17 protein-coding genes and 3 pseudogenes are annotated in these 25,760 nt (G+C 71.9%); 12 read left to right on the top strand and 8 right to left on the bottom strand.

Annotated elements, in window-relative coordinates; genetic code table 11:
- Positions 1-408: 408 nt before the first annotated feature.
- The 3 genes from ABZ719_RS26570 to ABZ719_RS26560 form a co-directional block, all read right to left on the bottom strand.
- Entirely contained in the window at positions 409-1,209 is an 801-nt protein-coding gene (locus tag ABZ719_RS26570; protein ID WP_366727679.1) for an SDR family NAD(P)-dependent oxidoreductase, read from the bottom strand.
- Complete coding sequence (locus ABZ719_RS26565; protein ID WP_366727678.1) at positions 1,206-2,117, bottom strand: helix-turn-helix transcriptional regulator; 912 nt, start codon at positions 2,115-2,117, stop codon at positions 1,206-1,208. Before ABZ719_RS26565 ends, ABZ719_RS26570 begins: the two co-directional genes overlap by 4 nt.
- Positions 2,118-2,384: 267 nt before the next feature.
- Positions 2,385-2,630 carry a hypothetical protein gene (locus tag ABZ719_RS26560; RefSeq protein WP_366727677.1) on the bottom strand — a complete coding sequence of 82 codons (246 nt, stop codon included), beginning with the start codon at positions 2,628-2,630 and terminating at the stop codon, positions 2,385-2,387.
- Positions 2,631-2,825: 195 nt separating this feature from the next.
- Between ABZ719_RS26560 and ABZ719_RS26555 the strand changes: the two genes are divergently transcribed.
- Together ABZ719_RS26555 and ABZ719_RS26550 are read left to right on the top strand one after the other, a co-directional pair.
- Positions 2,826-3,632, top strand: coding sequence for an NAD(P)-dependent oxidoreductase (locus ABZ719_RS26555; RefSeq protein WP_366727676.1), 807 nt, complete (start codon positions 2,826-2,828; stop codon positions 3,630-3,632).
- 345 nt (positions 3,633-3,977) lie between these two features.
- A pseudogene (locus ABZ719_RS26550) lies at positions 3,978-4,100 on the top strand (amidase); the annotation flags it as partial.
- Here the strand turns inward: ABZ719_RS26550 and ABZ719_RS26545 are convergent.
- On the bottom strand, positions 4,082-6,853 hold the full coding sequence (locus ABZ719_RS26545; protein WP_366727675.1) for an ABC transporter substrate-binding protein: 2,772 nt from the start codon (positions 6,851-6,853) through the stop codon (positions 4,082-4,084). The pseudogene ABZ719_RS26550 and the gene ABZ719_RS26545 sit on opposite strands and share 19 nt — an antisense overlap.
- 865 nt (positions 6,854-7,718) lie before the next feature.
- Here ABZ719_RS26545 and ABZ719_RS26540 point away from each other — a divergent pair.
- From ABZ719_RS26540 to ABZ719_RS26525, 4 genes are all read left to right on the top strand, one after another.
- A complete protein-coding gene (locus tag ABZ719_RS26540) occupies positions 7,719-8,405 on the top strand; it encodes a hypothetical protein (RefSeq protein WP_366727674.1) in 687 nt (228 codons plus the stop codon).
- 616 nt (positions 8,406-9,021) lie between these two features.
- Positions 9,022-9,858 (top strand): class I SAM-dependent methyltransferase, encoded by an 837-nt coding sequence (locus ABZ719_RS26535; RefSeq protein WP_366727673.1) that lies wholly within the window; start codon positions 9,022-9,024, stop codon positions 9,856-9,858.
- Between the two features lie 134 nt (positions 9,859-9,992).
- Positions 9,993-10,733, top strand: coding sequence for a peptidase E (locus ABZ719_RS26530; RefSeq protein WP_366727672.1), 741 nt, complete (start codon positions 9,993-9,995; stop codon positions 10,731-10,733).
- 446 nt (positions 10,734-11,179) lie between these two features.
- On the top strand, positions 11,180-11,701 hold the full coding sequence (locus ABZ719_RS26525; protein ID WP_366727671.1) for a hypothetical protein: 522 nt from the start codon (positions 11,180-11,182) through the stop codon (positions 11,699-11,701).
- A gap of 93 nt (positions 11,702-11,794) precedes the next feature.
- On the opposite strand, the pseudogene ABZ719_RS26520 reads toward ABZ719_RS26525, so the two are convergent.
- From ABZ719_RS26520 to ABZ719_RS26510, 3 genes and pseudogenes are all read right to left on the bottom strand, one after another.
- Positions 11,795-12,114, bottom strand: a pseudogene (locus tag ABZ719_RS26520) (DNA-binding response regulator); the annotation flags it as partial.
- A gap of 331 nt (positions 12,115-12,445) precedes the next feature.
- A pseudogene (locus ABZ719_RS26515) lies at positions 12,446-13,128 on the bottom strand (alpha/beta fold hydrolase).
- Positions 13,129-14,228: 1,100 nt separating this feature from the next.
- The gene (locus ABZ719_RS26510) at positions 14,229-14,756 is read right to left on the bottom strand and encodes a hypothetical protein (RefSeq protein WP_366727670.1); all 528 of its coding nucleotides are present in this window, start codon (positions 14,754-14,756) and stop codon (positions 14,229-14,231) included.
- A 349-nt stretch (positions 14,757-15,105) separates the two neighbouring features.
- Here ABZ719_RS26510 and ABZ719_RS26505 point away from each other — a divergent pair, with 349 nt between their 5' ends.
- From ABZ719_RS26505 to ABZ719_RS26485, 5 genes are all read left to right on the top strand, one after another.
- Positions 15,106-15,498 (top strand): VOC family protein, encoded by a 393-nt coding sequence (locus ABZ719_RS26505; RefSeq protein ID WP_366727669.1) that lies wholly within the window; start codon positions 15,106-15,108, stop codon positions 15,496-15,498.
- Positions 15,499-16,148: 650 nt separating this feature from the next.
- On the top strand, positions 16,149-19,292 hold the full coding sequence (locus tag ABZ719_RS26500; protein WP_366727668.1) for a discoidin domain-containing protein: 3,144 nt from the start codon (positions 16,149-16,151) through the stop codon (positions 19,290-19,292).
- A gap of 360 nt (positions 19,293-19,652) precedes the next feature.
- Positions 19,653-19,868, top strand: a complete 216-nt coding sequence (locus ABZ719_RS26495; RefSeq protein WP_366727667.1) for a helix-turn-helix transcriptional regulator — start codon at positions 19,653-19,655, stop codon at positions 19,866-19,868.
- A 167-nt stretch (positions 19,869-20,035) separates the two neighbouring features.
- Positions 20,036-21,433, top strand: a complete 1,398-nt coding sequence (locus tag ABZ719_RS26490; RefSeq protein WP_366727666.1) for a hypothetical protein — start codon at positions 20,036-20,038, stop codon at positions 21,431-21,433.
- Between the two features lie 875 nt (positions 21,434-22,308).
- A complete protein-coding gene (locus ABZ719_RS26485) occupies positions 22,309-23,268 on the top strand; it encodes a DMT family transporter (protein WP_366727665.1) in 960 nt (319 codons plus the stop codon).
- A 720-nt stretch (positions 23,269-23,988) separates the two neighbouring features.
- On the opposite strand, the gene ABZ719_RS26480 is transcribed toward ABZ719_RS26485, so the two are convergent.
- Positions 23,989-24,315 carry a helix-turn-helix domain-containing protein gene (locus ABZ719_RS26480; protein WP_366727664.1) on the bottom strand — a complete coding sequence of 109 codons (327 nt, stop codon included), beginning with the start codon at positions 24,313-24,315 and terminating at the stop codon, positions 23,989-23,991.
- Positions 24,316-24,400: 85 nt separating this feature from the next.
- On the opposite strand from ABZ719_RS26480, the gene ABZ719_RS26475 reads away from it, so the two are divergent.
- Positions 24,401-25,651: an MFS transporter gene (locus ABZ719_RS26475; protein ID WP_366727663.1), complete on the top strand. Its 1,251-nt coding sequence runs from the start codon at positions 24,401-24,403 to the stop codon at positions 25,649-25,651.
- The last annotated feature ends 109 nt before the right edge of the window (positions 25,652-25,760 follow it).

Raw genomic sequence — 25,760 nt, 5'->3', positions numbered from 1 at the left:
CCTCCGAAGGCGGTCGGCACTCGGGCGGCCGGGCGGGGCGACTCCGGTCGGTTGCGTACGGCGGTGAACGTGACGGCGCCCCCTGAACCTGCTGCGCCCGGCCCCCGTCCGGGGCGGGGCGTGTTGCCCCGCTGCTGCGGTGCTTCGACCACACCGGAGACCTTTCGCGGGCGCCTCCCCCTGTAGACGGGACACCTCCGGTACAGCGGACCGGCCCCGCGCTCACGTCTCTCCGGTGCGCCTCGGGCCGCACCGGAATCCGGGGGCGCGTCGGTCGTCTGTCGTCGGACGACGGCGACAGGAACTCTCGGGAGCTCCCTCGCGCTCTTGCCCACGCCTACGCCCGCAGCACTGTTCTCATCCCCAGAGTCGGCGCTTGGGACTGGGGTCGTCCGGTCTGTTGGGCGCTCAGTGCTCAGGGCGCGGTTCGGCCTTCGTGGCGTGGCGGGCGGCCTTGTAGGTCTCGGGCAGGAAGCGGTGCCGGAGGGCGGTGCGCTTGGTGGCGGCGTCGCCGCCGACGATTTCGGCGCGGCCTTCCATCATGGCTACGAAGCCCTGGCGGGCGACGTCCTTGCGGCTGTTCTTCTTCGCGCCGGTACCGAAGGCGGTGTTGTTCATGCCGGCGCGGGCGTGGAAGTCGCTGTCGGTGGCTCCGGGCATCAGCGTGGTGACGGTGACGCCGTGTCCTTTGAGTTCTTCCCGCAGACCGAGGGCGAACATGCGGGTGAAGGCGCGGGAGGGCCCGTACACCGTCTCGTAGGGGGTGGGCAACGTCGCGGACAGCGACGAGGTGATGAGGATCTTGCCCGCGTGGTGGGCGGCCATGTGCCGGGCGACGTGCTTGGCGAGGTGGACGACCGAGGTGACGTTCAGGGAGATGAGGGAGAGTTCGTCGTCCAGGTCGGTGTCGAGGAAGGCTCCGCCGATGCTGCGTCCGGCGTTGAGCACCGCGGCCGCCAGGGGGCGGCCGGTGTCCTCCACGGCCTTCCACACCGTCTCGACCCCGTTCGCCTCGGCGAGGTCGGCGCGGACGGTGGTGACGTGGGCGCCGTCACGGGTGAACTGCTCGGATGCCTCGTCGATCTTCGCGCTGCGGCCGGTGGCCACGAGGTCGAAGCCGTTGGCGGCGCACAGGCGGGCGATCTCGTAGCCGATGCCGTTGGAGGCTCCGGTCACCAGGGCCAGGGGACGGGTGGGCGGGGTGCTCACGGGCTGCTCCTGTCTTGGGATGCGGACGGAGTGCGGTCGGTGCCGTCCGGCTGGGGGAGGTCGGGTGCGGGGGTGTTCCAGTCGGCGAGCAGGCGCCAGGCGTCCTGGGAGGTGGGGTCTGCGGCGGGCATGTAGAGAAAGAGGGTCTGCTCGTCCTCGCCGGGCGGGGTCAGGGCCTGGTAGTCGATGGTGAGCTCGCCCACCAGGGGGTGGTTGAAGCGTTTCTGGCCGTGGGTGCGGGTGAGGACCTTGTGGTCGTCCCACCAGCGGCGGAAGTGTTCGCTCTTCATCGTCAGCTCGCCGACCAGTTCGGCGGTGCGGGCGTCGTCCGGGTGCCGGCCGGCGTCCAGGCGCAGGATCGCGGTCATCTCCGCCGCGAGCCGCTCCCAGTCCGCGTACAGCTCGCGGGCCTCGGGCGACAGAACGATCCAGCGGGTGAGGTTGCGCTCCCGGTAGGGCATGGCATCGAAGTCGGCGATCAGGACCCGGCACAGGTGGTTGGTGGCCAGGACGTCGCCGCGCCTGCCGAGGATGAACGCGGCGTGGTCGTGAAAGGACTCCAGGAACCGCAGCAGCCCGGGGCGGACGCGCTGCACACTGGGCGCGGCGCGCCCGGCGCGGCGGCCGGGCCTGGCCTTGACCAGGTCATGCAGGTGCGCCCGCTCCGTGTCGTCCAGGCACAGCGCATCGGCGACGGCGTCCAGGACGCTGTCGGAGGGAGTGATGCTGCGGCCCTGCTCCAGGCGGGTGTAGTAGTCGGTGCTCACCCCGGCGAGCTGGGCGACTTCCTCGCGGCGCAGCCCGGGAACGCGGCGGTAGGCACCGCGCTCGGGAAGTCCGACCGACTCGGGGTCGATGCGGTCCCGGCAGCGGCGCAGGAACTGGGAGAGGTCCACGTTGCCGGCCATGCCTTCATCCTCCTGCCCCGGTGGGGGCGCCGCGATCGCGATGGGTGGGTCGCTGCGTCCTAGGAAACCGCGTCCCTGGGACGGAGCGCCCCTGGAACCGCAGGCCGGCAGCCGTGCCGGCGGTGATGTTCTGAAAGAGGCACCTGGCCGACGAGGCGGCACCGGGCCTTGCAAGGCCATGTGTGCGCACCGGTCCCCGAGGACCGGGGGCCGGATATCGGAGATCATCCACGAGGCAAGGACTCCTCCTCATGACCACTTGGCTGATCAGAGTTCGCCGTCGAAGGGCCCTCCGAGGCGCTGTGGCAGGAGGTCGAACCGCTCGGCGTCAAGGTGCTGCGAGCCGAGCCCGGCCCGCGCCGCCGCAGCGATCACCAGCGCGATGACCACCGCGGTCACCGCCGACAACCCGCCACACCGGCTGCTGCCCGGCGGCCCCGCCTGCGACATGGCGCTGGAGAAGCTCGACGAGCTGCGCGCCGAGTTCACCACCTGTGAGGACCTCACCCGCATGCGGACTTCCCCGCCCAGCAGTAACGTCCGGCCACCTGCCGACATCCGTCCGGTGCCCGGCCGGGCACCGGACAGGCAGCCCCACCAGAGCCGACACATACCGACGGAAAGAAGGCCGGAGGGCCACCGTCCGCCCCGCATGCAACGCGTGCCTGCCGGAGCCTCCTGGCCGCCCCACCCCCGGAACGGAACCTCATGTCCCCGCAGAAACCTCTTCGCGTCGCCGTGACCGGCTGCAACGGCAAGGTCGGCAGACACGCCGTCGACGCCCTGCTGGCCGCCGGGCACGAGGTGTTCGGCATCGACCGGCAGCCGCCCGGCCGGGACGACATCAACTCGATCGTCGCCGACCTCACCGACTACGGGCAGACCTTCAACGCTGCCGGCTCGATCGGCTGGGACATCCTCGGCGACACCACCGACCACGCCTTCGACGTCGTCGCCCACCTCGCCGCCGTCCCTCACCCCCGCATGTTCAGCAACGCCGAGACCTTCACCAACAACGTCACCGCCGCCTACCACGTCTTCGAGGCCTGCCGCCGGCTCGGGCTGCGCGACATCGTCCTCGCCTCCAGCGAGACCGTCCTCGGGGTCCCCATCGACGACACGATCACCTACCTGCCGCTGGACGAGGACTCACCGCGCCGCGGCCGCAACGCCTACGGCCTCAGCAAGCTCCTCATCGAGCAGATCGCGCAGGAGTACGCCCACAACGACCCCGAGCTGCGGGTCACCGCGCTTCGCCTGTCCTACGTCCAGGACGTGGAGGAGTACGCCGAATACCCCGGCTTCGCCGACGACCTCGACCACCGCAGTTGGGACCTGTGGTCCTACATCGACGGCCGGGACACCGGGACCGCCATCGAAAAGGCCCTGCACCACCAGCCCCGCGGCCTTCGAGACCTTCCTCATCGTCGCCGACGACACCGTCATGCCCGTCCCCACACCCGACCTCGTCGAGGCACGTTTCCCCGACGTACCCGTCAAAGGCAAGCTCGGTGACCGCACTGCACTGCTCGCCAACCAGGCCGCCATGCAGCGGCTGGGCTTCCACCCGCAACACAGCTGGCGGCACCACGTCTCGCGCGGGAACTGAGTCACGGCAGGCGCCGTCAGCCGCAAGTCTCTCCACCCAGCCCCAGCCCCAGCCCCAGCTCCGGCTCCGGCTCCGGCTCCGGCCCCGGCCCCGAAGCCCACAGCGGGCCAGCCGGCCGGAAAGCGGAGGGCGAAGAAGCTCCACCGGCCTGTGCCATGCCCTGGCGGCACGACGCATGCCGACCGGGGACGCGTGTGGTCTCACCGCTGTGTGCTCGACGAGCCGGTCGTGCGCCGGTCGTGCCGTACACCGTGCCGGCCGGCCTGCTCCTGACGGCCGGTGACCGACGGGACGCCGAACTGCTGTCGCCGAGCGCGGCCGTGGCGCACCGGCTGGATGCCCGGCGACCGCCGCGCTACGTGCCGTCCACGTAGGCGCGCAGGACCGACACCCCGTAGCCGTCGGTCTGGACCCCGTGCAGGGACTTCGACACGGTGAAGGCGAGCGTCGGGACGTAGACCGGGACCGCCGCCGCCCGCTCCATCAGGCGGCGGTCGACGGCCGCCCAACGGGACCCGGCGGTACGGATGTCCGGGGCCTCGTCGGCGTGGTCGACGGCCGCGTCGACGCCCGCGTCCGCGAGCCGGGACCAGTTGACGTGCCCGAGGCCCTGGGCGCTGTGCGCGCTGAAGTAGTCCGGCAGCAGGGACGAGCCGACGGGGAGGGAGGCGGTGACTGCCTCGGAGCCGAACACGTCGTACGAGGCCGTCTCCTGGTAGAACTTGTCGGGTGCCACGGCGAGCAGGGTGACCGCGAACCCGGCCTTCTCCAGGGCCCGTCGCACGGCTTCCGCCTGGCCCGCGCCGTGGAACTGGTCCGACCGGTAGGCCACCGTCAGCTTCCTGCCGGTCTGCCCGGCCCGGTCGAGCAGGGCGCGGGCGGCGGCCGGGTCGCCGTCGTCCCCCGCCCCGTAGACGTCGAAGTCCCGGGAGCCCACCACGCCCGGCGGCAGCAGATGATGGGTGACCGTCCCCGACAGCCCCGAGGCGCGCAGCACCTGCCCGGCGGGGATCGCGGTGGCGACGGCCTCGCGGACGGCCGGGTCGGTCAGGCGCCGGGTGTTGACGAAGTAGCTCCGCGTGTACCACGCCGGGGCCGTGAGGGTCCGCAGACGCGCGTCCGCCGGAACGCTGTCCCGGCCCAGCGGGCCGCCGGTGAAGGTCGTCACCGGCAGGCCCGACTCCGCCAGCGACAGCAGGGTCCTCCCGGCGGTCGAGGCGTCCCCGGTGCTCTCGACCGTGAACCGGTCGGGGTACGCCGTGCGCAGTGGGTCGCTGCCCGGCTGCCAGCGCGGGTTGCGCGCCAGCTCGACCGTGCCCTTGCCGCCCGAGAGGGCCGCCTTCGTGATCCGGTACGGCCCGGTGGTGGGCGGTGCCTGCGCCGCGGGCGGCTTGCCGGTCCAGGAGCGGGGCACCGGCACCGCGGAGGGGCCGGTGAGGGCGACGCCGAAGTCGGCGCAGGGCGTGGCCAGATGGAAGACCACCGTGCGGTCGTCCGGGGTCCTGATCGCCCCGGCGGGCAGCGTGGCACCGCTCATCCGCTCGGCGCCCGACAGACCGAGCAGCCGGCGGCGCATCAGGTCGTCCTTGGTGCTGAACGCCGGGTCGAGGGTGCGTTCCACCGCGTGGGCGAAGTCCTCGGCCCGCACCGGTTCGCCGGTGTCGTAGCGCAGCCCCGGCTTCAGGTGGAACGTCCAGGTGCGGCCGCCGTCGCTCACCTTGCCCGGATCGTCGGCGAGGTCGCCGACGAGGCGCATGCTGCCGTCCGGCAGCGGCTTGAGGCCGGTGAGGCCGCGGTAGGCGAGCTGGATCAGTTTGACATCGCCCGCGGCCTGGGCGTTGCCCGGGTCGACCGTGGTGAGGGAGGACTCCACGACCGCGACCCGCCCGCCGCGCCGGGCGCCGTTCACCGCTGGGGCCGGGCCCCGGGAGTCCGCGGCCGTGCCCTCGGTGAGGGTCTGGGGGCGCGCGGCGGGCGCCACGGTGCCGGCCGTGCCGTCGAAGCCGCCGCCGGCCCCCGCACCGCCGCCGCCCGTGTCCCGCCACGGCTGGATGACGGCGAGCGTGGTGGCGAGGGCGCCCGCGGCGACGGCCGCCGTGGCCGTCAGCCACAGGGTGCGGCGGCGGCCGGGCGCGACCGGTGCGGGGTCGGTGCGCCGGGGCGGCGTGAGGTGGTAGGACGTGGTGGTGGACGGGGCGGCGGCACCCGCTCCTGTCGTGGGCGTGGTCACCGGGGGCCGCGCCGCCTCGGGGGCGGGGCGGGCCAGTGCGTCGAGCGCCGTCGCGGCGGCCGTCGCGTCCGGCCGGTCCGCCGGGTCCTTCGCCAGCAGGCGCAGCAGCAACTCGTCCCAGGCGGCGCCGAGTCCGGGCCGCAGCTCGGAGGGGCGCCGTACCTCCTCGTGCACATGGCTGTACATCAGGACGGCCGCGGAGGCACCGGTGAACGGGGTGGTCCCGGTCAGCGTCTCGTACAGCGTGCAGCCCAGCGAGTACAGGTCGCCCGCGCCCGTGTCCGCGCCGCGGGTGAACCGCTCGGGTGCCATGTAGTGCAGGGTGCCGACGGGCGCGTCCGCGGTCGCGGTCAGATATCCGGCACCGGTCCGGGCGTCGACGAACTTCGCGACGCCGAAGTCCAGCACCTTGACGGTCCCTTCGCCGGTGACCATCACGTTCGGCGGTTTGATGTCGCGGTGCACGATGCCGGCGCGGTGGGCCGCGGCGAGGGCCCGGCACACCTGCGCCGCGGTCTGCGCCGCCCGTACGGGCTCCATCGGACCGTAGGCGTCGAGGAGTTCGCGCAGGGTGCGCCCGGACAGCAGCGGCATCACCAGGTAGGGCACGTCGTCGTCCGCACTGTGGTCGAAGACGGGGACGATGTAGGAACTCTCCAGCGCAGCGGCGGCGCGCGCCTCGCGGGCGAACATGCCGAGGAACCGGGCCCGTTCCTCGCCGGCCAGCCCCGCCGGCACGCTCAGCAGCTTCACGGCGACCTGTCGGTCGAGCCGCGCGTCCGTGGCCCGCCACACGACGCCCATGCCTCCGGCGCCGATCCGTTCGCGCAGGGTGTAACGCCCTCCGAGGACCGCGCCGTTCTCCATCTCCGTGCTCCCCCAAGCGCCGTCGTCCATGCCGCCTCTGCCGTCAATCTACCCGGCGGGCGGGCGCGGGCGGCGGACGCGGGGCGGGAACCACTAGCGGAGGGCGTCCTTTCCGGGGCGATGCCGGACTCCGCCAGCCGCCGCCGAGGTCGACCAGTTGCGGTCGGCCGTCGGCGGGCGCGCGCTCGAGGCTGTGCGGCGTGGCGTTGTCGGGTGCCGCAGGTGAGCCTCGGTGACCTCCTGCCCCGGCGTGAGTCCGAGCACAGCCGCAGCGCGGCCCACCATCGCCCGACCGGGACACCGGCTTGCGCCTGGGCGGCGCGCAGCGGCGCGTGTGGGCCGGGCGTCGGCCGTCGTCGACGCGACGGCCCCCGCGCCACGGTCTCGCGCAGGTGGTAGCGGCACATATGACCGGCCCGGATGACAGCTTCCAGCCACTGCCGGTACAGGCGTCGTGCAACTGCGGTGCAGGAACGCCCCCCTCCTGCAGAAGGTGATGTCGCCGAGTTTCGAGAACGCCTCAGTGGGCCGGGCTCGCGGCCATCGGTTCGCAGGGCGTCTTCCCGGCCGCGTACGGTCTGCGCATGACCAGGACCACACCGGCAAGGCCGGTATCCGTGGAGGCCGTCTTCCCGGAGCTGGCCGCCCACCGAGGCCAAACGACCCGGCTCCATCCCAGACCGGGGCAGCCCGGCACATGTACGACAGTCATGTCGGTGGGCCGATGCTGTGGCCGGACAGTGAGTGCTGGCCGGTCTGCGATGAGCCCCACCAGCGCGAGACCGAGGGGTACGTGCCGGACGAGATCCGCAGTGCCCGGGCCGCGGGCGTCCGGCCGTCGAGCAGGCCGTGGCCCGGCCCCGGAGCGCCCGGGGATAGCGGGCCGGTACCGTTCGTGGGCCTCGCCCAGCTTTTCCGACGGGACGTCCCTGGTCTGGCTGCCGGCCCTGACGATGCGGACCTGGTGCAGCTCTTCCGCTGCCCGTTCACTCACGGCCCGCATCTGGAGCGCCGCTACCGTCTGCGGTGGCGGCGGGCCGCAGAGACCGAGCGCGCGGAACGGTTCCTCGCCGTCCCGCCCGAGGTGCCCCTGTTGCGGTGGGAGGGTGAGCTCCCCGAGCCGTGTGTCCTGCATCCAGAAGAGGTGGACACCTATCCCTGGGCGGAGGGTGACACCCTTCCCGCCCCATTGATCGCCCGCATCGACGCGTGGGACGACGCCCAGGTGGCGGAACACGGCCCCGGCGCCCCCAGCTACCAGGCAGACCTGTCGATTCCCCCCGGTTGGCGGGTCGGCGGCTTTCCCAGTTGGGCATCGACGGGTCCGATGGCCATCGATTGCGAGTCCTGCGCGACCCCGATGCGGCTGCTGCTGACCGCCGGGGGCGACGAAGCGGACGCCGCCTCCCTCAGCTGGGTGCCCTGGGAAGACCGCGACCCGTCCCTTCAAGGGATGCCCTCGGTCCGAGGCGGGCAGTCTTCCGCCCGCCCCACTCGGCTGCGCTTCGGCCGCGACCGGGACCTGCACGTCTTCACCTGCCCGGCCGACCCCCGGCATTCACCCCGGTGCGTGCTTTCCTGAGCGATGTCCCGTAAGTGCGGTCGTGGACAGGCCAAGCCGTGTCAGGTGGTCAGGTTCTTCCATAGGTACCGCTCGTCGAGGGTCCCGAACCGTGCCTGTCCTCGTCGAAGTCGAACTCGCCACCGGGCCGCCTGCACCCCACGCGGTCGGGTTCCCCAAGTCGTGCGCGCACCTCGAACAGCTGAATGTTGCGTGCATGATCTGCGCGCGCTGGGGCCTGGGAGCACACCTGGGTTCGGCACCGCCCCGGTGCCCTCACGGACGTCAACGCACCAGCGTCCGGACGTAGTTCGGTGCCTCCGGGAGGCAGGAGCCGGAGTGTGCCGTGTGGTCCGTGGCCCGAGATGCAGGCAGCCCTGAACTCGCGCGCCGGGGACATGGCAGCCGCGCTGCGCATGCCGCCCGTGGAACTGCTGTACCCCTCCCCCTTCGGCTGTCGGCAGTCAGCCGGGCGTGGGCAGGACCGGGCGGTCGTTGTGGTGGTGCTCGCCCTCCAAGCCCCGCTCCCCGCCCCAGGCGGTCCACACGCGGCGTGCGACCGCTTCAGCGACCGCCACGGATCTCTTCGGTACTAAAAGGATGGCCTCGCGAAAGGCCTGCGGCGTAGGTTGGGCGAGTGACGACCGGCGCACCGCAAGAGGCATTTCTCCAGGCGTTCCACGCTGAGTACCCGGCAGTGACCGCGGAGGCGTTCGGCCGTGGCCGTGCTCCAGACGGCCGGTCCAGCTACGAGATCCTGTGCGATCAGCTGGCTGGAAGCACGCGCGTGCTGGACCTTGGCTGCGGCGATGGCCTACTGCTTGAGCTGCTGGCCCGAAGAGCCGGGAGACAACTCGCGGGCGTGGACCTCTCCTCGCACTCTCTGGCGTTGGCACGATGTCGACCAAAGCTTTCCGAAGCGAAGCTGGAAGAAGGCCGAGCTCAGGAACTTCCCTTCGCCGACGACAGCTTCGACGCCTGCGCTTCCCACATGGCGCTGATGCTGATGAGCGAGATCGAGCAAGTCGCGGCCGAGGTTGCCCGGGTGCTGTCTCCCGGAGGGGTCCTGGCATGCGCAGTGGGAGGCGGGGCCGTAGGCGGCGAGGGATATGAACGGTTCCTCACGCTGTTGCGGCGCACGATTGAGGAGACGCCGGCCTCGCGGCGCATCCCGGCGTTGGGGGACAAAAGGACACGCAGTCGCGAAGGCCTCGATGAAGTCCTCGGACGAGCCGGCTTCGCAGCGGTGGGCTGGGAGACCGTTCCCATCGATCTGAGCGGACCAGTGGAGCAGGTATGGGCTACGGTTTCCAGCCTCTATGATCTCGGCCCGCTCGATCGCGCGACTGTGGAGCGGTTGCGTGTGGCCTTCTTTGCCGAGGTGAGGGACATGACGACGTCAGATGGGCACGTCCCCTGCGCCTTCAAGATCTGCCTCGCCACGACGCGACTGCGGAGAGCCGGACCCAGATGAACGTCTCCGCACTCGCGGGCACCCACTGCTCGGCCTGGGCACGCTTGCGCACCACGTACGAGCTGGTCGCCCCAGTCCGACGTCGACCCCCTTCATACGTATGCGCGCTCATCGTGATCTGAGGAGGCACCCTCGTGGCTGTCGTTCCGGAACGTCGCCTGGCTCTCCTTGGAGGCGGTTTCTCCACCGATGACGACGGGTTGCTGGATGACTGGGTGCTCGACCAGGTGCCCGTCCCCCGCCCCAGGGTGTGCTTCGTTCCGACAGCCAGCGGCGACGCTCCCGCCTACATCGAGAAGTTCCTCGGAGCGTTCCGGTCGCGTTCGTGTGAGGCGGGCGTCTTGCAGTTGTTTCGCCGGGAGCTCGATGACCAGGCCCTGCGCACGTTTCTGCTCTCGCAGGACGTGATCTACGTGGGTGGGGGCAACACCGCGAACCTGCTGGCGGTCTGGCGCGCGCACGGTGTGGACCGGCTGCTTCGTGAGGCCTTTGACCGCGGCACGTTGCTGTGCGGCATCAGTGCTGGTGCCAACTGCTGGGCTGAGGGATCGCATACCGACTCTTTCGGACCGCTGACCCACCTCTCGGACGGACTGGGCCTGCTCTCCGGCTCGGTCTGCCCGCATTACGACAGTGAGCCGGGCCGACGATCGTCCTATCAGGCAGCCGTGGCAAACCGCGCGCTTCCGGCCGGCTGGGCGGTCGATGACGGCGTCGGTGCCCTCTTCACGGATGGACTGCCGGCGGACTTCGTGACGCGTACGCCTCGGGCCTGTTTGTATCGGGTAGAGCCCGGCGAGAACGGCGGAGTGAAGGAGCAGGCCATGAAATGCCGCCTGATCGTGGCACCACAGCAGCCCACTTCACGCGCCTGAAGTGAAGAGATCGGGCCCCGCCTGATGCGGGCGATCAGCGGCACACGCCGGGCCGACCGATCGGCCTGCTGGGGCGCGTGCAGCAGCGGCCAGGCGCGCCACGACCGCGCCGGGTCTGTTCTCGATGGTCTTGGCCCCGGCGAGGAGGCAGGTGACGTGCGGCTGCTTGACGCTGATTCCGCGGATGCAGTCGCCCGCCCGGGGAAGGAGCGTGGTTACTCAGGCCGTTCGCCCCCACAGGGGCGTGCCCCGCGGCCCGTCCGACGACCTTGACGGACGGGACCGTGGTGTGCACGGCAGTGACGAGGACCGCGTAGTCGCAGTGCTTGCCGTCATACCGAGTCCAGCTCTGTACGCGAACTGTGCGCAGTGGGATGTTGGAAGGCCTGCGCCGGGTGGCCTGCGCATCAGCGCCCACGTGTCCTGCTCGCTCCAGGGAGTCGCCTGTGACCTCCGATCACGACCTGCTGTGGCGTCGTTGCATGGGTCTGGGCCGGTTTCTGCTGCCGGTGGTGGACGAGGAGGAATGGCGCCGGGCCCGCCGTCACGAGCGCCTGAGTGCCTGGGGTATCGACATCGCGGAAGGCGAGCGGCTGATCGAGGCCCTCGCGGCCCTGGCCGCTCATGCCGTCGCCGTCGATACTTCCTTGGCTGCCGCGGAACTTGACGTCCTGCCTATGAGCGCGGTGGCTGACGCCGCGACCGGTAAACGCGACTTCGAGCTGCTGGCCGGGCTGCCGGACACCTTCGCCGACGGCCGCGACGAACTGGCCGTCAAAGTCATCCGGCTGTACACCTACAGAAACGGACCCTACAGCCGTCGGCTTTCCCAGCTGAACGCAGAAGTACGCCATGCGTTGAACGTCCTCGCCGAACGCTCACGAATGCCGTCCCCCCGGTGCGGACACGTCTTCTTCTGGGCGGCGGCAGCGGGCCTGTCCCGTGGCCATGAAGATCCGGCGAACTGACGGTGCGTGCTGCTCGCTCACCACGATCGGCTCCGGCCGGCCCCCCTGCTGGATGCCGCGCACGCAGAGCGAGGTGGGGAGGAGAGGCCCGGCTCACGTCACCCTCAAATACCGCAGCGCGGCCAGGAGGCGCCGGTGATCGGTGTCGGCCTTGGGGAGATCGAGCTTGGCGAATGGGCTGTTGATGTGCTTGGCCACCGCACTCTCGCTGACAGAGAGTTGGCGGGTGATACCGGCGTCCGAGCGGCAGTCGGCCAGCAGTTCCAGAACTTCGCGTTCCCCGGGGGGTGAAGCGGTCCAGGGGGCGTTGTGGCTGCGTACGAGGAGCTGGGAGACGACCTGCGGGTCAGAGCGGTGCCACCGGACGCGACGCGGCGCAGTGCGTCGGCGAACTCCGCGACCGCGACCCTCCTCGTCGTCGACTGGTTCGACACGATGACGGCGGCGAGCACGGACCGGCTCCCGGCGGTGCTCATGGCGCTGTGCGCGGAACTCCCGCTGGCGGCGGCATGCGCCATCGTGGTGGCATGCGCCGTCGTGGTGGCACGGGAGTATGCGAAGCGGGAGCACGTCGGGCCAGACACCTGACCGGGCCACAGACCGTCCCGCCACGCCCGACACCGCCGCCCCGACATATTCGCCGCTCAACGCAAGGAACGTGCCCGCATCCGCGGTGAAAAAGACCTCCGCCGGCGCGGCAGACCACTACCGGCAGCAGTCTGACGACCCACCCCCGCCGCATCGCTACGAGTTCGCGACCTCCGCCAGGACGCGGGCCAGCTCACGGGGGCGGGTGACCATCGGCCAGTGGCCGGAGTCGAGATCCACGTACTCGATGTGTGTGGCGCGGGCGAGGTCAGGGCTGTCGCCGGCGGCGATCCACTCCTTGGCCTGGGCGGGGGTGAACTCGGGGCAGACGACCACGACGGGGACGTCGAAGCGGCGCTCGTCGGTCAGGCGCACGACTCCCCGGGCGACGCCCTCGGGGACAGGAACAGCAGCGGAGGCAAAGCGGTGCCGGCCTCGTCGTCCAGGTCGGCGGAGTCCGCTCCCTCGAAAGGGCCCCAGCCCGGGAAGGGCATGGCGCCATGGTCGATCGGGAAGAAATCCGCGTAAGCCCGCCCGTCGGCGGCGGGGAAGCCGCCGATCAGTGCGACCTTGGCAACCTTCTCCGGTCGCGCGTCGGCGGCCAGCCAGGCCAGGCTCGACGCGGCGGAGTGCCCCACCACCAGGGGCCTGCCGGGCGCCGCGTCAACGGCGGCGAGCACTGCTGCCAGCTGGTCGTCGAGCGTCGCGGAGGCGGTGCCGTCACCCTGGCCGGGGAGGGTGATCGGCACGGGACGGTGGCCGAGTGCGGTGAGTTCGGGCACGACGTCCTCCCATGCGGATCCGTCGAGCCACAGGCCGGCGATGAGTAGGATGTCCATGTTTGTTCTCCCGGAGAGGAGTTGGGGGCAGTGCTGGCTGACGGCACGCTATCGGGAGGCTCTGACAACAGGCCCAGGCCGCCTGAACCCGACAGGCCTTCCCGGCCACAGTATTGGGGAGAGTCTTCTGCGCCCCGGCCACGCCCTCGGCAGCCAGATCCTCGGTTTCAGCGGACGGCATCAGCGCTATTGGACCAGGCCAGTGTGCCGGTTGCTGTATCTGGTGATCACCGTGATCGCGGTGGCGGATGTGGTGCCTTCCACGGGAGGCGGGACGCGGGCGGCGGACCAGGTTCGCGTTCTCGGCCACTGGGACGGCTGGACCGTCCAGGCCGCCGCCAACCGGTGGTGCGCACTCGACCGGACATCCATCACCACGCTGCAGACAGCGGATCTACGGACCCGGGCGGTTCTGGACCATCTCATGTGCCCGGGTCACCACTTGGGCGAGCACGTCATCGGCTTCCGCCGGGGTGCACTCGCGCTCTTGGATCACGGCCCGTCCGATGTCGCCGTGCGCTTCTGCCGCCGTGGTCACCGCGCGGCTCGGCCGTGTCCGGGCAGCTGGCAGGTCAGGGCATGGCATGGCGGCCCTGGCGAGGGCCTAGCCGCCGCGGAGGACGGCGAGGAGGTCCGGGCTGACCTGCACCCGGAGGGTGTCGAAGCGGTCGGTCGCCGCAGTACACATCCGAGGGGCCGACGATCCGTCCGGCCACGGAGGTTTCCGGAGCGGTGCGGCCGACAAGGCGCAGCGCCCGGCCCCGACACCGTCCTGAACCTCGTACGTCTCTGTCCAGCGCAGGTCGCGCCCGCCGGCCTCGTAGCTCACCAGCGGGCGGTCACCGGCCTGCGGCGGGCACCATCGCACGCCGGACAGAGCGCCGTGCCCGCCGACCAGCCGTGCCCGCCGACCAGAACGTACGCCTGCAGAACTCTCCTCGCGCCCCATCACCTGCGGTCGACAACACTCTGCGTCAACTCGTCACAGAAGCTGGACCAGAACCAAGACTCGGTCCTGACTCAGCTATGTGGTGCAGCCACGCCGAGTGAGCGGATCACCTCGCGGGTGACCAACTCCGGTTGCGGGATTGAGCTGGCGATCAGGCCCCTGCCTCTGCCGGCCTCATACTGAGGAACTGCTTCGCGGCCTCAACCGCCTTCCTGTTGAGTTCCTCGATGGAGACTCCCCAGGCCTCCTCCCAGCCGTCCAGGTCAAGCGCGCAGTGGACGAGAGGTTCCAGCTCTGTGGGGTAGCCGAGGTCATAGGCAATGTCCGCCCAGATGTGACGGGTGCCGACGGCGGGATCCAGGGATCCGTCGGCGATCTGACCGGCGACCCAGTAGGCCAGAGCCCACTTCGCGGCCCGAGGGTCAGCGGGCGGCTGGAAGCGCAGGCCCAGCTCGTCGAGCACCTGGTCGAAGAGTTGCGGGGCCTCGGGCTCTTCGTTCCGGAGGAGGCCGGCCAGCATGGCGAGGGAAGGACTCTCGACCCCGGCGATCAGGGCATCCAGCCCAGCCTGGATGAGCCGGTCGGTCCCGACGTGCCTGCCGAATGCCCTCGCGCGAGCGAAGTGGGTGAGTTGCCCGAGAGCGTCGTCGTGGGTCATCGCATTCTTCTCGATCGACATCAGGGAGAAGGAGACTCGCACATTTCCAGACGGTGCTGCCATCGAGTTCCTTCTGTGTTTTCGGTGCTCAGGACGTGAGAGCCCGGTTTCTCAAGAGGCAGGCCTGCGCGTCCAGCGCATCCGAGCCCGCGGCGGCAGCCTTCTCGGCGCGGGCGACCGGCCACGGGGCGGCCGGTGTCCTGGCCTGGACGGCCAGATGCTGGTCGTTGACCGGTGAAAGACCGGGCGGGCGCCCGCACAGCGGAACGCCACGGATCCGCCCAGCGCGATCCTTGCGGAGACTCACCGCAGCGGACTGAATCCGGCGACTGGGGATATCCGCAGAGACAGGCCGTCCCCGGGAGGAAGCATGACTTTGGTGAAGGCGGGCGTCGTGGTCCTCGACTGCGCCGAGCCCGAGAAACTCTCCTTGTTCTACAGGGAGTTGCTGGGAGGCGAGCAGACGGGTGCCTCCGCCAACCTCGTGGAGATCCGTGGCGCCGATGGCATTCGGCTGGCCTTCCGCCGTGATGTGAATGCCACCGCGCCCAGCTGGCCGCGCCCGGAGAACTCCCTCCAGGCCCATCTCGTCTTCCTGGTGGAGGACATGGACGAGGCCGAACGGCGGGTGGTGGGGCTCGGAGGCCGGCCGATCGACACGAAGGACCCGGCAGGGCCGTACGAGGAACGCGGATACGCCGATCCGGCCGGTCACTCCTTCACCCTGCGTCTGGTGCCGATCACCGCGCCCAAGCAGGGCTGAACCACCGGCGCCCCGGCCACGACGGAGCCGCTCACGCCCCGTCGTAGCGCCGTCCCCGGAGCGGGGACGACCAACCGGCACCGCGCGGACCTACGATGTACCGCAGATCCGCGACATCGTCGGTGCCATCTCGGGCTCGGCCCCGGTGCGGGCCGGGTGCCGGGCGACTGGTGCGGCGGTGCGGCGGCTCGTGCTCCCTGCGGTGCGTGCGGCCCTCACTCCGGACCCACCGCCCCGGCAAACCGCCCGGCTCCCCCCAACCCCCCACCGCTCCCGCGTCCTCGCCCTCCACGCGGCTCCACCACGGAGGAGGTCGCCAAGAAAGGACAGGGACGCGCTGAGGCACCGGGCAGCGCGCTGTCGCGGCGATGCGTACCGGCCCAGCCGCTGGTCAATGCCTCCCGCCGCAGGTCAACGCCTTTTGCGCCAGCCGTCCTACGTCCATTCGCTCGTGTCCGACGAGGGCGGCCGGCGCTCGGCAGTCGTCGACCGTTGACGGCCGGTCCAAGGGCAGAGGCGGAAGCAAGGGCTCTCCGGGCGGACTCACGCCGGAAAAGCCTTGCTACGTACTGCGCCGTACCCGTTGACTCCCGCCCGGACGACTGTCGAAAATGCTGCCTTGACAACGTTGTCCAACGGAAGGCCTCGCCGTGTCGCATCACCCCGCCCAGGTCGGCCGCCGACGTTTCCTCCAACTCCTGGCTGCTACCGGCGTGTTGACTTCCCTACCTGTCGGCGCCGGGGTGGCACAGGCGGCGGCTGACGCGCCCGTCACCGGGACGGCCACGGCCTCCGACGGCATCGCCGCCACCTACCTGCGCGTCCTCGCTCAGCACACCCGCTGGTCCGAGACCCAGTGGGACGCGACCCGGGGCTACTACACGGACAAGGACTTCGGCTTCGCCGTCGTCCTCGGCAACGCCGTGCTGCTCACCCACGGCAGCTACGACAGCGACCTGACCGGCATCGACCGCGACACCCTGCGGACACGCACCCTCGCCACCATCCGACACTTCGCCGCCTCCAACCGGCTCACCGGCGGCGCCCAGTGGGGCCGCACGCTCTTCTTCGACACCACCTTCCAGTCGTACTTCGTCATGGCCGCGAAGCTTCTGTGGTCCGAGCTGGACGCGACGACCCGCGGCCACGTCGACGCGCTCGTGCGCGGCCAGGCGGCCTACACCGACGGTCTCGGCACCGGCAACGACCCGGCCTCGGGCTCCTGGACCCCGCACGGGCTGACCGGCGGCTTCGAGGGCGACACCAAGCTGGAGGAGATGGGCGTCTACGCACAGTCCCTCGCCCCCGCGCTGGCCTGGGCCGGCGACGATGCCCGGCACACCGCGTGGAGGGAGCGCTTCGGTACCTGGTCGCGCAACGAGGCCGGGCTGCCGCCCGCCGACCTCGCCAACCCCGCGCTGGTGGACGGGGTGCCGGTCTCCCGCAACACCGCGCGCAACCTCTACGACACGTTCATCGTCGAGAACCACGGCTCCTTCGGCCCGCACTACCAAGAGGAGTTGTGGCGCACCTCGGGCCGCAACTCCTCGCACTTCCTCGCCGCGGGCACTCCGCTGCCGGAGGTGCTGACGAAGCAGCCCAACGCCGCCCCGCTGTGGCAGACCCTGCTCGGCGTCATGAGCGACGCGGGCGAGCCGTTGATGCCGATGGTCAACGACCGCGAGCACCTGTACGGGCGCGACGTCATCCCGCTGGCCTTCCTCGCACGGGTGGTGGGGGACCGTGCCGCGGCCCGCGCCGAGACCGAACTCGCCGCCCGCCTGGAGGCGTACCAGCAGTACGCGCCGCGCTACCGGCTCGCGAAGTTCTCCGGCGAGCCGAAGTACGAGCCCGAGGCGCGCGCCGAGATCGCCCTGAGCTACCTGCTGCACGTGTGGACGGCGCACACCCCCGTGGAGCCCCTCTCACGCGAGGAGTTCTTCGCGCGGGCGGCCGGGGTGACGGATTTCGGTACCGGGCCCGGGCTGGTCTCGCACCAGTCCCCCGCGGCCTGGGCGGCGGCGGTCAGCAAGCCGGGCTTCGTGAAGTTCGCCTGGCAGCCGGCGCACGACGACTGGCTGTTCAAGCTGAGCGGCGGCACCCCGATGTTCCTGCCCTCGACGGCGGGCACGGTCTCGGGCCGCGCGGTGGAGACCTGGACCGCGGTCCGCGACGGCTTCGACGGCAGCGCGACGCTGCTGCGACTCGACACCGGCTGGGCCGGGTTCACGACGCTGGGGTCCGGCGCCGTCGTCTACGCGAGCAGCGGTACGGCGGCGGGCGAGGGGCACTTGGAGGTGTACAACCTGACGATGCCGGGAATGCCCGGCCTCGGCGGATCCCGCGCCTTCCGCTTCGCGGAGGGCTCGGTGCGGGTGGCGGCGCAGGACGGGGCGAGCGCCCCGGCGGCCGGTGGTCGCGTCGACACGCTCGACGTGCCGCGCACCGCCGTGCGTCATCTGCGCCTGCAGGGGGTGCGGCCCGATCCGGCGTACGGCTACTCGCTGTTCGCCTTCGAGGTGCGCGCGGAGGCAGGCGGCGAGGATCTCGCGCGCGGCGGCGCGGCGACGGCCTCCTCGGCGGCCCCGGGCATGGGCCCGGAGCTGGCGGTGGACGGTGACGGGGCGAGCCGCTGGGCGGTGGCCACCGCGGAGCGCAAGCGCGCTGACAGCTGGCTGGCGGTCGACCTCGGCGCCGCGCGGGAGGTCGGGGAGGTGACGCTGCGCTGGGAGGCCGCTGCCGGGCGCGGCTACCGCGTTCAGGGCTCGGCGGATGGGGAGCGGTGGGAGGATCTCGCCGTCTATCCCACGGCGCGGGCCCGCAGCCACGGCGGCTGGCTCGACGTGGATGGCCGCGCCGGTCTCGTGGTGCGCGGCGCGGACCGGGACCACCCCGTCTCCGTCTACGACGACGCGCTCGTCCTCAGTGACGGCCCCGCCGCCCCGGTCGTGATCGAGGGGTATCCCGCTGCCTCGCCGGACCGGTTGCGGGCGCTGGCGGCGCGGAAGGCGCCGTCGGCCGAGCACCCGCGGGTGCGGGCCGCGTACGTGGAGGAGCACCTGAGTCTCTTCAACCTGTCCGGCGAGGAGGTCCGCACCCGTGTCTCGGTGCCGCAGGACGGCGCGGAGCGGTACGTCTTCGCGGGGACGCAGACGGTGACCCGGGACGGGATCGTCCACGAGAGCGAGTTGCCTGCGGCACGGGCGCTGCTGCTGGCGCCGCGGTTCACGCTCGCCCCGGTCTCGGGCCGTGCGCTGCCTGCCGGGCTGCGGGTGAGTGTCGAGGACGGCGCCACGCTGCGGCTCTCGGGGGCCTCCTGCCGGGTGCGGGTGCGCGCACAGGGCCGGACCGCGGTGGTCTCGGTGCGCTCCGGCGGGCGGCCGGCCGTGGTGCGGCTGCGCGGGGCGACGGCGTACCCGGTGAACGATCTGGCGCTGGGTCGCACGGTCTTTCCCACCAGCCCGCTGCCCGCGGGCATGTCGGAACCGTCCGCGGCGGTCGACGGGGATCCGGGCAGTTCGTGGCGGCCGGGCAAGGACGGCCGCCTCGTCGTGGACCTCGGCGCGGAGCTCCCGGTGCGGGAGATCGAGGCCGAGTGGACCGGCGGTGACATTCCCGGCCTGCGAGTCGAGGGCAGTACCGACGGCATCGGCTACCAGGACTGGGGGCGCGTCTCGGGGCGCGGCCGCACCCGCGCGCTGGGCGTCCGTGCGACGGCCCGCTACGTCGCGGTGCGGGTGGAGGGCGGCGACGGACACCGGGCGGCGCGGCTGGTACGGCTTTCCGTGCGCTGACGGGACCGGCCGTGCGCGTCCCGTCCTGAACAGACGCGCGGCGCCCGGGGCCCCGAGTGGAGGTGCTCGGTCAACTCCACACGGGGTCCCGGGACTGCCGTCGTACGTGCTTCGGACTCCAGTCCCTCTCGGCCGTGCGCTGTCCCGTCAGGCCGATTCGCTGCGGCCCGGGCGGGCGAAGACGGACACGGCGGGTGGCACCGATGGGCTGAGGGCCGGTCGACTCCAGGACCGTCCGAGCACACCACATGCGACCGGGGCCCGAAAACAGGCGGCCCACGCCCGGCCCCGGTCGGTTCAAAAGCGCTCCGACCAGCCAGTTTCACGTGGTTCGCGACCGCCAGGGCCGTCCCCACGCCTGTGTCGTCACAGGCGGCGAGACGAACGGCTGCGCCCGGCTGCCGTCGCTGCCGGCGGGACCTGGCCGACCCCGCCCAGCAGACCGTCCCCCTCGCCACCATCGCCGCACGCTGGGGCCATTGCCGGCCTTCCGACTTCACCCGTGCCTTCCGCGCCGCCACCGGCATGGCGCCCAGCGAGTACCGCGCCGCCCACGCCGACAGGTCACGGCAGTAGGGAACATGGTGCTCGGTCGCCGCGCGGCACGGTACCCGCCCGCACCTCCCCCGGCCACGCCGCGCCCGGCCGGCCCCGCTCCCCCGGCGCCATGGTGGGACGGGTGGGGAAGGCGGGGGCGGGGAAGCACTTGCCCCGGCCGGGCCGTTCGGCCAAGGTGACGCGGTATGCAGTCCTCGACGGATTCCGGGAACGGGGCCGACTTCCGAAACTCCGCCCATCGCGCTGCCCGCCCCGGCAGCGGCTCGACCGCGGTGGAAGGGGTCGCAGCGGGTGCCGGCCTGCCCTTCGACCGGCGCGTCCTCGTCCTGGCCGAGATCGCCGACGACCCCAACGAGACAGCCCTGGCGGAGGAGTTGTTCACCGGCCGGGGCTGGCCGGTACGTCCGGCCGCGGAGCACGAGCGGGCCGGCTGTCCGCCGGACCGTGTGGCTCGGCTGGTCGAGGTGCGGCTGGCCGGTGCGCGGGACGGCGCGGTCGAGCGCGCGCTGAGCGCGATCGACCACCTCGCCGTGGCGGCGTCACTGAGGATGTGGGCGCGCGACGCGGTGCTCCTGGAGCACGAGCCCGAGCAGTACACCGCCTGGCGGGTGCGGGCCGCGCCGGGCACCCCACGGGTTCACCGGGTGATCCGGACTGCCGAGCCGCGCGGTCGCACGGAAGCCCTGGCGGACCTGCGGGCCAGGGCCCTGGCCGGGGCCGCCCTCGGCGCCGACGCGGATGTGGAGGTGCTGGAGACGTCCCTCGACGTCAAGGCCAACCTGATCCTGGTGAACACCGGGAACGCGGTGGCCCTGGCAGCGGCCGTGCTCGCCCTGACGGCCCACGGCGCCTGGCAGTTCACCGGCGGGTTCGTCACCGTGGTGTTCGGCCTGGCCTTCCTCGCCTCGGGTGTGCGCCACGCCCTGCGGGACCTGCCCACCCGCAGGGCCGCGGCCTGGGCCGTACCGCTGGCCGCGCCGCTTCTGCTGCCGCTGGTCGCCTGGCTCGGCACGCTCGTCCACGAGCGGTACGTCCGCGCCTTCGGCATCCCCCCGGACTCGGTGCACACCGGCACGACGGAACGCTTGCTGGCGGGGGCGCTGCCCCTCCTGGGCGTCCTGTACTGCACGGTGTTCGGCGTGGCCGCCTACGGCTGGAACCGCTGGGCGCACGCCGACACCACGGGCACGGAGGCCGCCAACGCGGCGTTCGGCGCGGGGCTTGGACTGTGCCTCGGAGTGGTCACGGTGCTCCTCCCGTTCGTCACCGACGCCTATACCCAGGACGCGGCGCACGCCCAGGTGGCGGCAGCGCACGGCCGGCAGCCCGCCGCCTTCCACGGCCTGCACCCGGCCGTGGTGTGCGTGCACCCCCTCACCCGCGTCGCCCACCCCGAGCGCGGCCTTCCCGGTGCCGCGTACGGCGGCACCGTGCCCCTGACACACCCGGTGCTGACCTTCGGCCCCGACGGGGACCGCACCTGGCTGTGGGACCCCGCGACCCGGCGAGCGCTCGACATGGACCTCGGCGCCGCCAGCATCGCCCCTTCCGACCCCTACTCCCCCGGCGCCACCTGCGGGTGACCGCCCGGGCCGGGGCCGCACTCGTCCGGAGCAGACCACGGCCGAGCCGAGCTGAGCGGGGCGGGGCGGCGACGGCGGGTTCCGGAGGATGCGGTGAAGAGGGAAGTCCGCGGTGCAATGGGACGGGAAGAGGTGCTCGCGGCCGGCGTCGACGGCCGCGTCGGCCAGATCCGGCGCGGCCACCCCTGCATGTCCGAATGGTGGCACTCCCCGGCACTGGCTGACCCACCGGGACCAGGCGCCGGCCGAGTGGCAGCAGGACGAGTCCTTCAGCACCGTGCTCCACCTCACTCCGGCCGAAACAGCCGAACTGGCTACTTCCATCCGTCGCCTCCTCGACGGCTGTCGCAACCAGAAGGACCACCCCGCCACACGCCCGCCCGGCGCTGTGGCCGTAGCCGCGGTCACCCGGCTGTTTCCGCTCCTCGACGGACATCAGCAGGTTCCGCCGCAGCCCGTCCCAGGCAAGGGCGCCGAGAAATCAACCGATGCCTGAACAAGATCAGGAAGCGGCGGCTCGCAGCCGGAGAGAATGACATCGAGTAACCGCTGTGGCGCACCCGCGAGGCGGCAGTGGGCCTGCGGAGCGAACGAGTGAGCGGGGCGAATCGGGGGAACGCCGTGCCGACGTGCCCGGCCACAGCGGGCCGGCCGGGTAGCCTCACGCCGGGCACAACTCCCGCAGGACACACGGACGACAGGAAGCGGCCGATCCGTACAGGCCGACGACGGCGTCCGGCCCCAGCCGCGGGAGGGGCCCGCTGATCTGCCCAGGGCACCGGGGCAGAGGAGCAGCGAGGAGGTCTGTGATGTCCCGACCGACCAGACGCGGCGCCATCTCAGCGACCCCCGCCAACCGGCGTAGGAGCCCTGTGGTGTCCCGGACCGCCCGGCAGGAATCCCGGCTGCTGCGCCACCCTGCCTGGGGGATGGCGGTCGGTGCCCTGTGCGTGTCCGCTTCCGCGGTGCTGCTGGGACTGGCCCGGACCGACCCCGGGACGGCGTCGTTCTACCGGTGTGTTCTCGCTCTGCCCGCGCTGGTGGTGCTGGCAGTGCCGGAGCGTCGCCGGCAGGGGCCGCCGTCCCGCGGGCAGTACGGCCTCGCGCTGCTCGCGGGTGCCGCGTTCGCCTGGGACATGCTGCTGTGGACCCAGGCGATCGCCGAGGTCGGCGCGGGCCTGTCCACCGTGCTGGTCAACGTGCAGGTGGTGCTGGTCCCTTTGCTGGCCTGGGCGATCGACCGGGAGTCGGTGCCGCGTTCCTTCCTTCTCTGGGTGCCGGTGATCCTCTTGGGCGTCGTCCTGACCGGCGGGGTGGTCGAGGGCGGCGCGTCCGGCAGTGATCCGCGGGCGGGCACACTGCACGCGGTGCTGGCGGCCGTTTGCTATTCGGTGTTCCTGTTCCTGCTGCGGCGCGGCGGCCACAGCGGGTTCGTCCGGCAGCGCTACGTCCTGGTGATCGCCTGCGCCGCAATCGTGTCGCTGCTCGCCGGCCGGTTCGCCTACGGGCTGGACCTCACACCGGGCTGGAAGGTCATGGGCTGGCTGCTGGCGGTGGCCGTCTCCAGCCAGGTGGTGGGGTGGCTGCTGGTCGCCTCGACCTCACCGATGCTGAGCAGCCACGTCGGCGCGGTCCTCCTGCTGCTGACTCCGGTGGGAGCGGTCGCGCTCGGCGCGGTCGTACTGAGGGAGCGGCCCACCCTGCTGCAATTGGTCGGCTGTGCCCTGATCCTGGTCAGCGCCTACTGCGCAACCGTCCGCGAAATCCGTCCGTGTCCCCGGCCGGACCGCGGCGCGGACGTGGGCGCCTCGGGTCCGGAGGGGACAGCGGACTGAAGCGTGTCCGATCCGGTCGCGGCTTGGTCGTCCGCACCTCTCGCATCCCGACGTCGTCATCGGGACAAGGACCAGCCTGGCGGAGCTCACCCCCTGCACCTCGTAGCGGCTGCGCTGGTTCCCCCACGAGATCACCAGATGCTCGCGCCTGGTCCGGAGCACGGTGAGCACCCGCGCCTTGTTCGGGAACTACGGCTCCGTCCTCTCGAACGGTCAGCGGAGCAGCTGGGCTGTTCGCGCGTATCCGTCACGTGAGCAGGTCTTTCGTCTCGTGCCCCCGGACACCGCAAAGGCTGTCCGCGGAGAAGTGCGCACGGTCAACCGGCGAGGTGAGGACGGCAAACCCCATCTGTGCTCCCGCTGCTGTCACGCTCCGCCGGTCGCCTGCGCCTCCTGCGGTCGGCTCCGGACCTGCGCGCGCAGGGTGGCGGGTGAGCCGTTCCGCGGGAGCCGTGCTGTCCCCGTCCCACGGGCCGCTGCGCACGCTGTCTCCACGACCGTCCTGTCCACCCCAACCGGCCGGTGGGCCGGCCTGCATGGACTGCCACGCGGCAGTGCGCGCACGCCCCGGCGCCTGCACGGCGAGGCGGTGAAAGGCCCGTCCGATGCAACGGCCGGTAGCGGATCTCCGTGGCGTCGTACCTGGTGAGGCCGCCGGCTCACTCACATGCTCGGTCACCGTCGGCACCCGCCGTGCTGCCGCGCCAGGTCCGGAGACCGTCAGCCCTCTCGCGCCATGGCCGCCATCAACGCGTCCAGCAGGCCCGGTGCCGCTTCCTGGAGGGTGGTGCGGCGGAGGCGGTGGCCACGGGAAGGGCCGACCATGACCGGATGCAGGACGCCTGCCTCGACCAGAACCTTGAAGTGGTGGGTGGCGGTGGATTTGTTCAGGCCCTCGTAGAGGTCCGAGCAAGGGGCTTCCGCAGCGGGGTGTGCCGCCAGGCGGCGGACCATCTCCAGGCGTACGGGGTCCGCGAGCGCACGCAGCAGTTTCTGGACGGAGGCGACAGGCGGCAACTGGTCGGTCGGGGTCTCCCAGGACGGCATCGGACAACTCCACAAGTTTGACGTGCGTCGTACTTCTCCCTACTGTCCTCGAAGTACGATCCACATCATACTTGCAGGAGTCCTCGTGAAGGCACTCTCCCCGGACCGTCGTCCCCAGTCATGGAGCTACGCGGCCCTCCTCGCCCTGCTCATGCTGGGGCAGGCGACCTCCGCCATCCCCTCGCCGCTCTACTCCCTGTACGCCGAGAAGTGGGACTACCCGCCCGTTCTGACCACCGTCATCTTCGCCGCGTACGGGGCCGTGGCGGTCGTCGCGATCCTCGTCTCCGGGGCCCTGTCCGACCGGTACGGCCGTCGGCCCGTACTCATCGTCGCCGTCCTGCTGCTGCTCGCCGGGCTGGCCGTCTTCGTCTTCGCCGCGGGGCCCGGCCATCTCGTCGTGGCGCGGATCCTCAACGGCCTGGGAATCGGCGCGGTCGTGGTGGTCGGCGGAGCGGCCCTGCTGGACGTGAGCCCGGAACGGGCGGCGCGGAGCGGGACACTCACCGCCATCGCGTTCAACGTCGGCATCGCCGTTGCCGCGCTCGGCACCGCAGGCCTCGCCCAGACCGGCTTCCACCCCCTGCTTCTGCCCTACCTCGCCGACGCGCTCATCGCCCTCGTCCTGCTCGTTCTCCTCCTGGTGATGCGTGAACCGCATCCCTCCGCCGGTGCCACGCCCCTCGGGATTCCGCGTCCGCAGGTGCCCAGGGAGATCCGCGGGCGCTTCGTCTTCGCCGTGATCGGTGCCGGTGCCGCCTGGGCCGTGCTCGGGGTCTGCTTCTCGCTGGAGCCATCGATCGCCGCCCACGCCGCGCACGTCGACGGGCCGTTCTTCGGCGGCGTCGTCATCGCGGCAGTGACTCTCTGCGCCGCGTTCGCCCAGATAGCCAGTGCCCGCTACCCGGCCCGCACGGTCGCGCTCGTCGGTGACACGGCGCTCGCCGTGCTCATGCTCGCCGGCGTGGGCGGCTTCGCGACCGGCAACGCCGCCGTCGTCATCGTCACCGTCGCCCTCCAGGGCAGCGCCTACGGACTCGCCTTCGGCGGCTCCCTGCGCCACCTGACCACCCACATTCCCGCCGAACGGCGCGGAGCCGTCATGTCGATGTTCTACCTGCTCGCGTACGGCGCGCTCATCACGCCCACGCTCCTCGTGGGGGTCGGCGCGACCGTCTGGAGCGACACCGCGATCTTCCCCGTCTTCTCCGTGCTCGCGGCCCTTCTCTGCCTCTCCGCCGTGGTCGTCGAGCGCGTGCTGGGGCGTCGACGGGGACGCCTTACGGTGACGCGGGCACCGGCGACCGAGGTGTCCCGGATGAGCGACGTCGACTGACGGGCGATCCCCTCGGGCCCGTCGGGAAAGTGGATCTTGTTCGTTGATGATCACGTTCGGTGTGACCTGGGCACCTGACGAACGACCAGGGGGCCGGCTGGAGCCTCCG

Source organism: Streptomyces sp. NPDC006743, from assembly GCF_040703815.1.
GTDB lineage: Bacteria > Actinomycetota > Actinomycetes > Streptomycetales > Streptomycetaceae > Streptomyces.
Note: the sequence above shows the minus strand (reverse complement) of the source record. Positions and strands in the feature narration are given on the sequence as shown.

Bases quoted from the DNA above. Each gene is read 5' to 3' on its own strand.
- ABZ719_RS26560 (WP_366727677.1), bottom strand. From the start codon at position 2,630: ATGCGGGTGAGGTCCTCACAGGTGGTGAACTCGGCGCGCAGCTCGTCG.
- ABZ719_RS26510 (WP_366727670.1), bottom strand. From the start codon at position 14,756: ATGTCGATCGAGAAGAATGCGATGACCCACGACGACGCTCTCGGGCAA.
- ABZ719_RS26480 (WP_366727664.1), bottom strand. From the start codon at position 24,315: ATGCCGTCCTGGGAGACCCCGACCGACCAGTTGCCGCCTGTCGCCTCC.
- ABZ719_RS26490 (WP_366727666.1), top strand. From the start codon at position 20,036: ATGCAGTCCTCGACGGATTCCGGGAACGGGGCCGACTTCCGAAACTCC.
- ABZ719_RS26545 (WP_366727675.1), bottom strand. From the start codon at position 6,853: ATGGACGACGGCGCTTGGGGGAGCACGGAGATGGAGAACGGCGCGGTC.
- ABZ719_RS26565 (WP_366727678.1), bottom strand. From the start codon at position 2,117: ATGGCCGGCAACGTGGACCTCTCCCAGTTCCTGCGCCGCTGCCGGGAC.
- ABZ719_RS26505 (WP_366727669.1), top strand. From the start codon at position 15,106: ATGACTTTGGTGAAGGCGGGCGTCGTGGTCCTCGACTGCGCCGAGCCC.
- ABZ719_RS26555 (WP_366727676.1), top strand. From the start codon at position 2,826: ATGTCCCCGCAGAAACCTCTTCGCGTCGCCGTGACCGGCTGCAACGGC.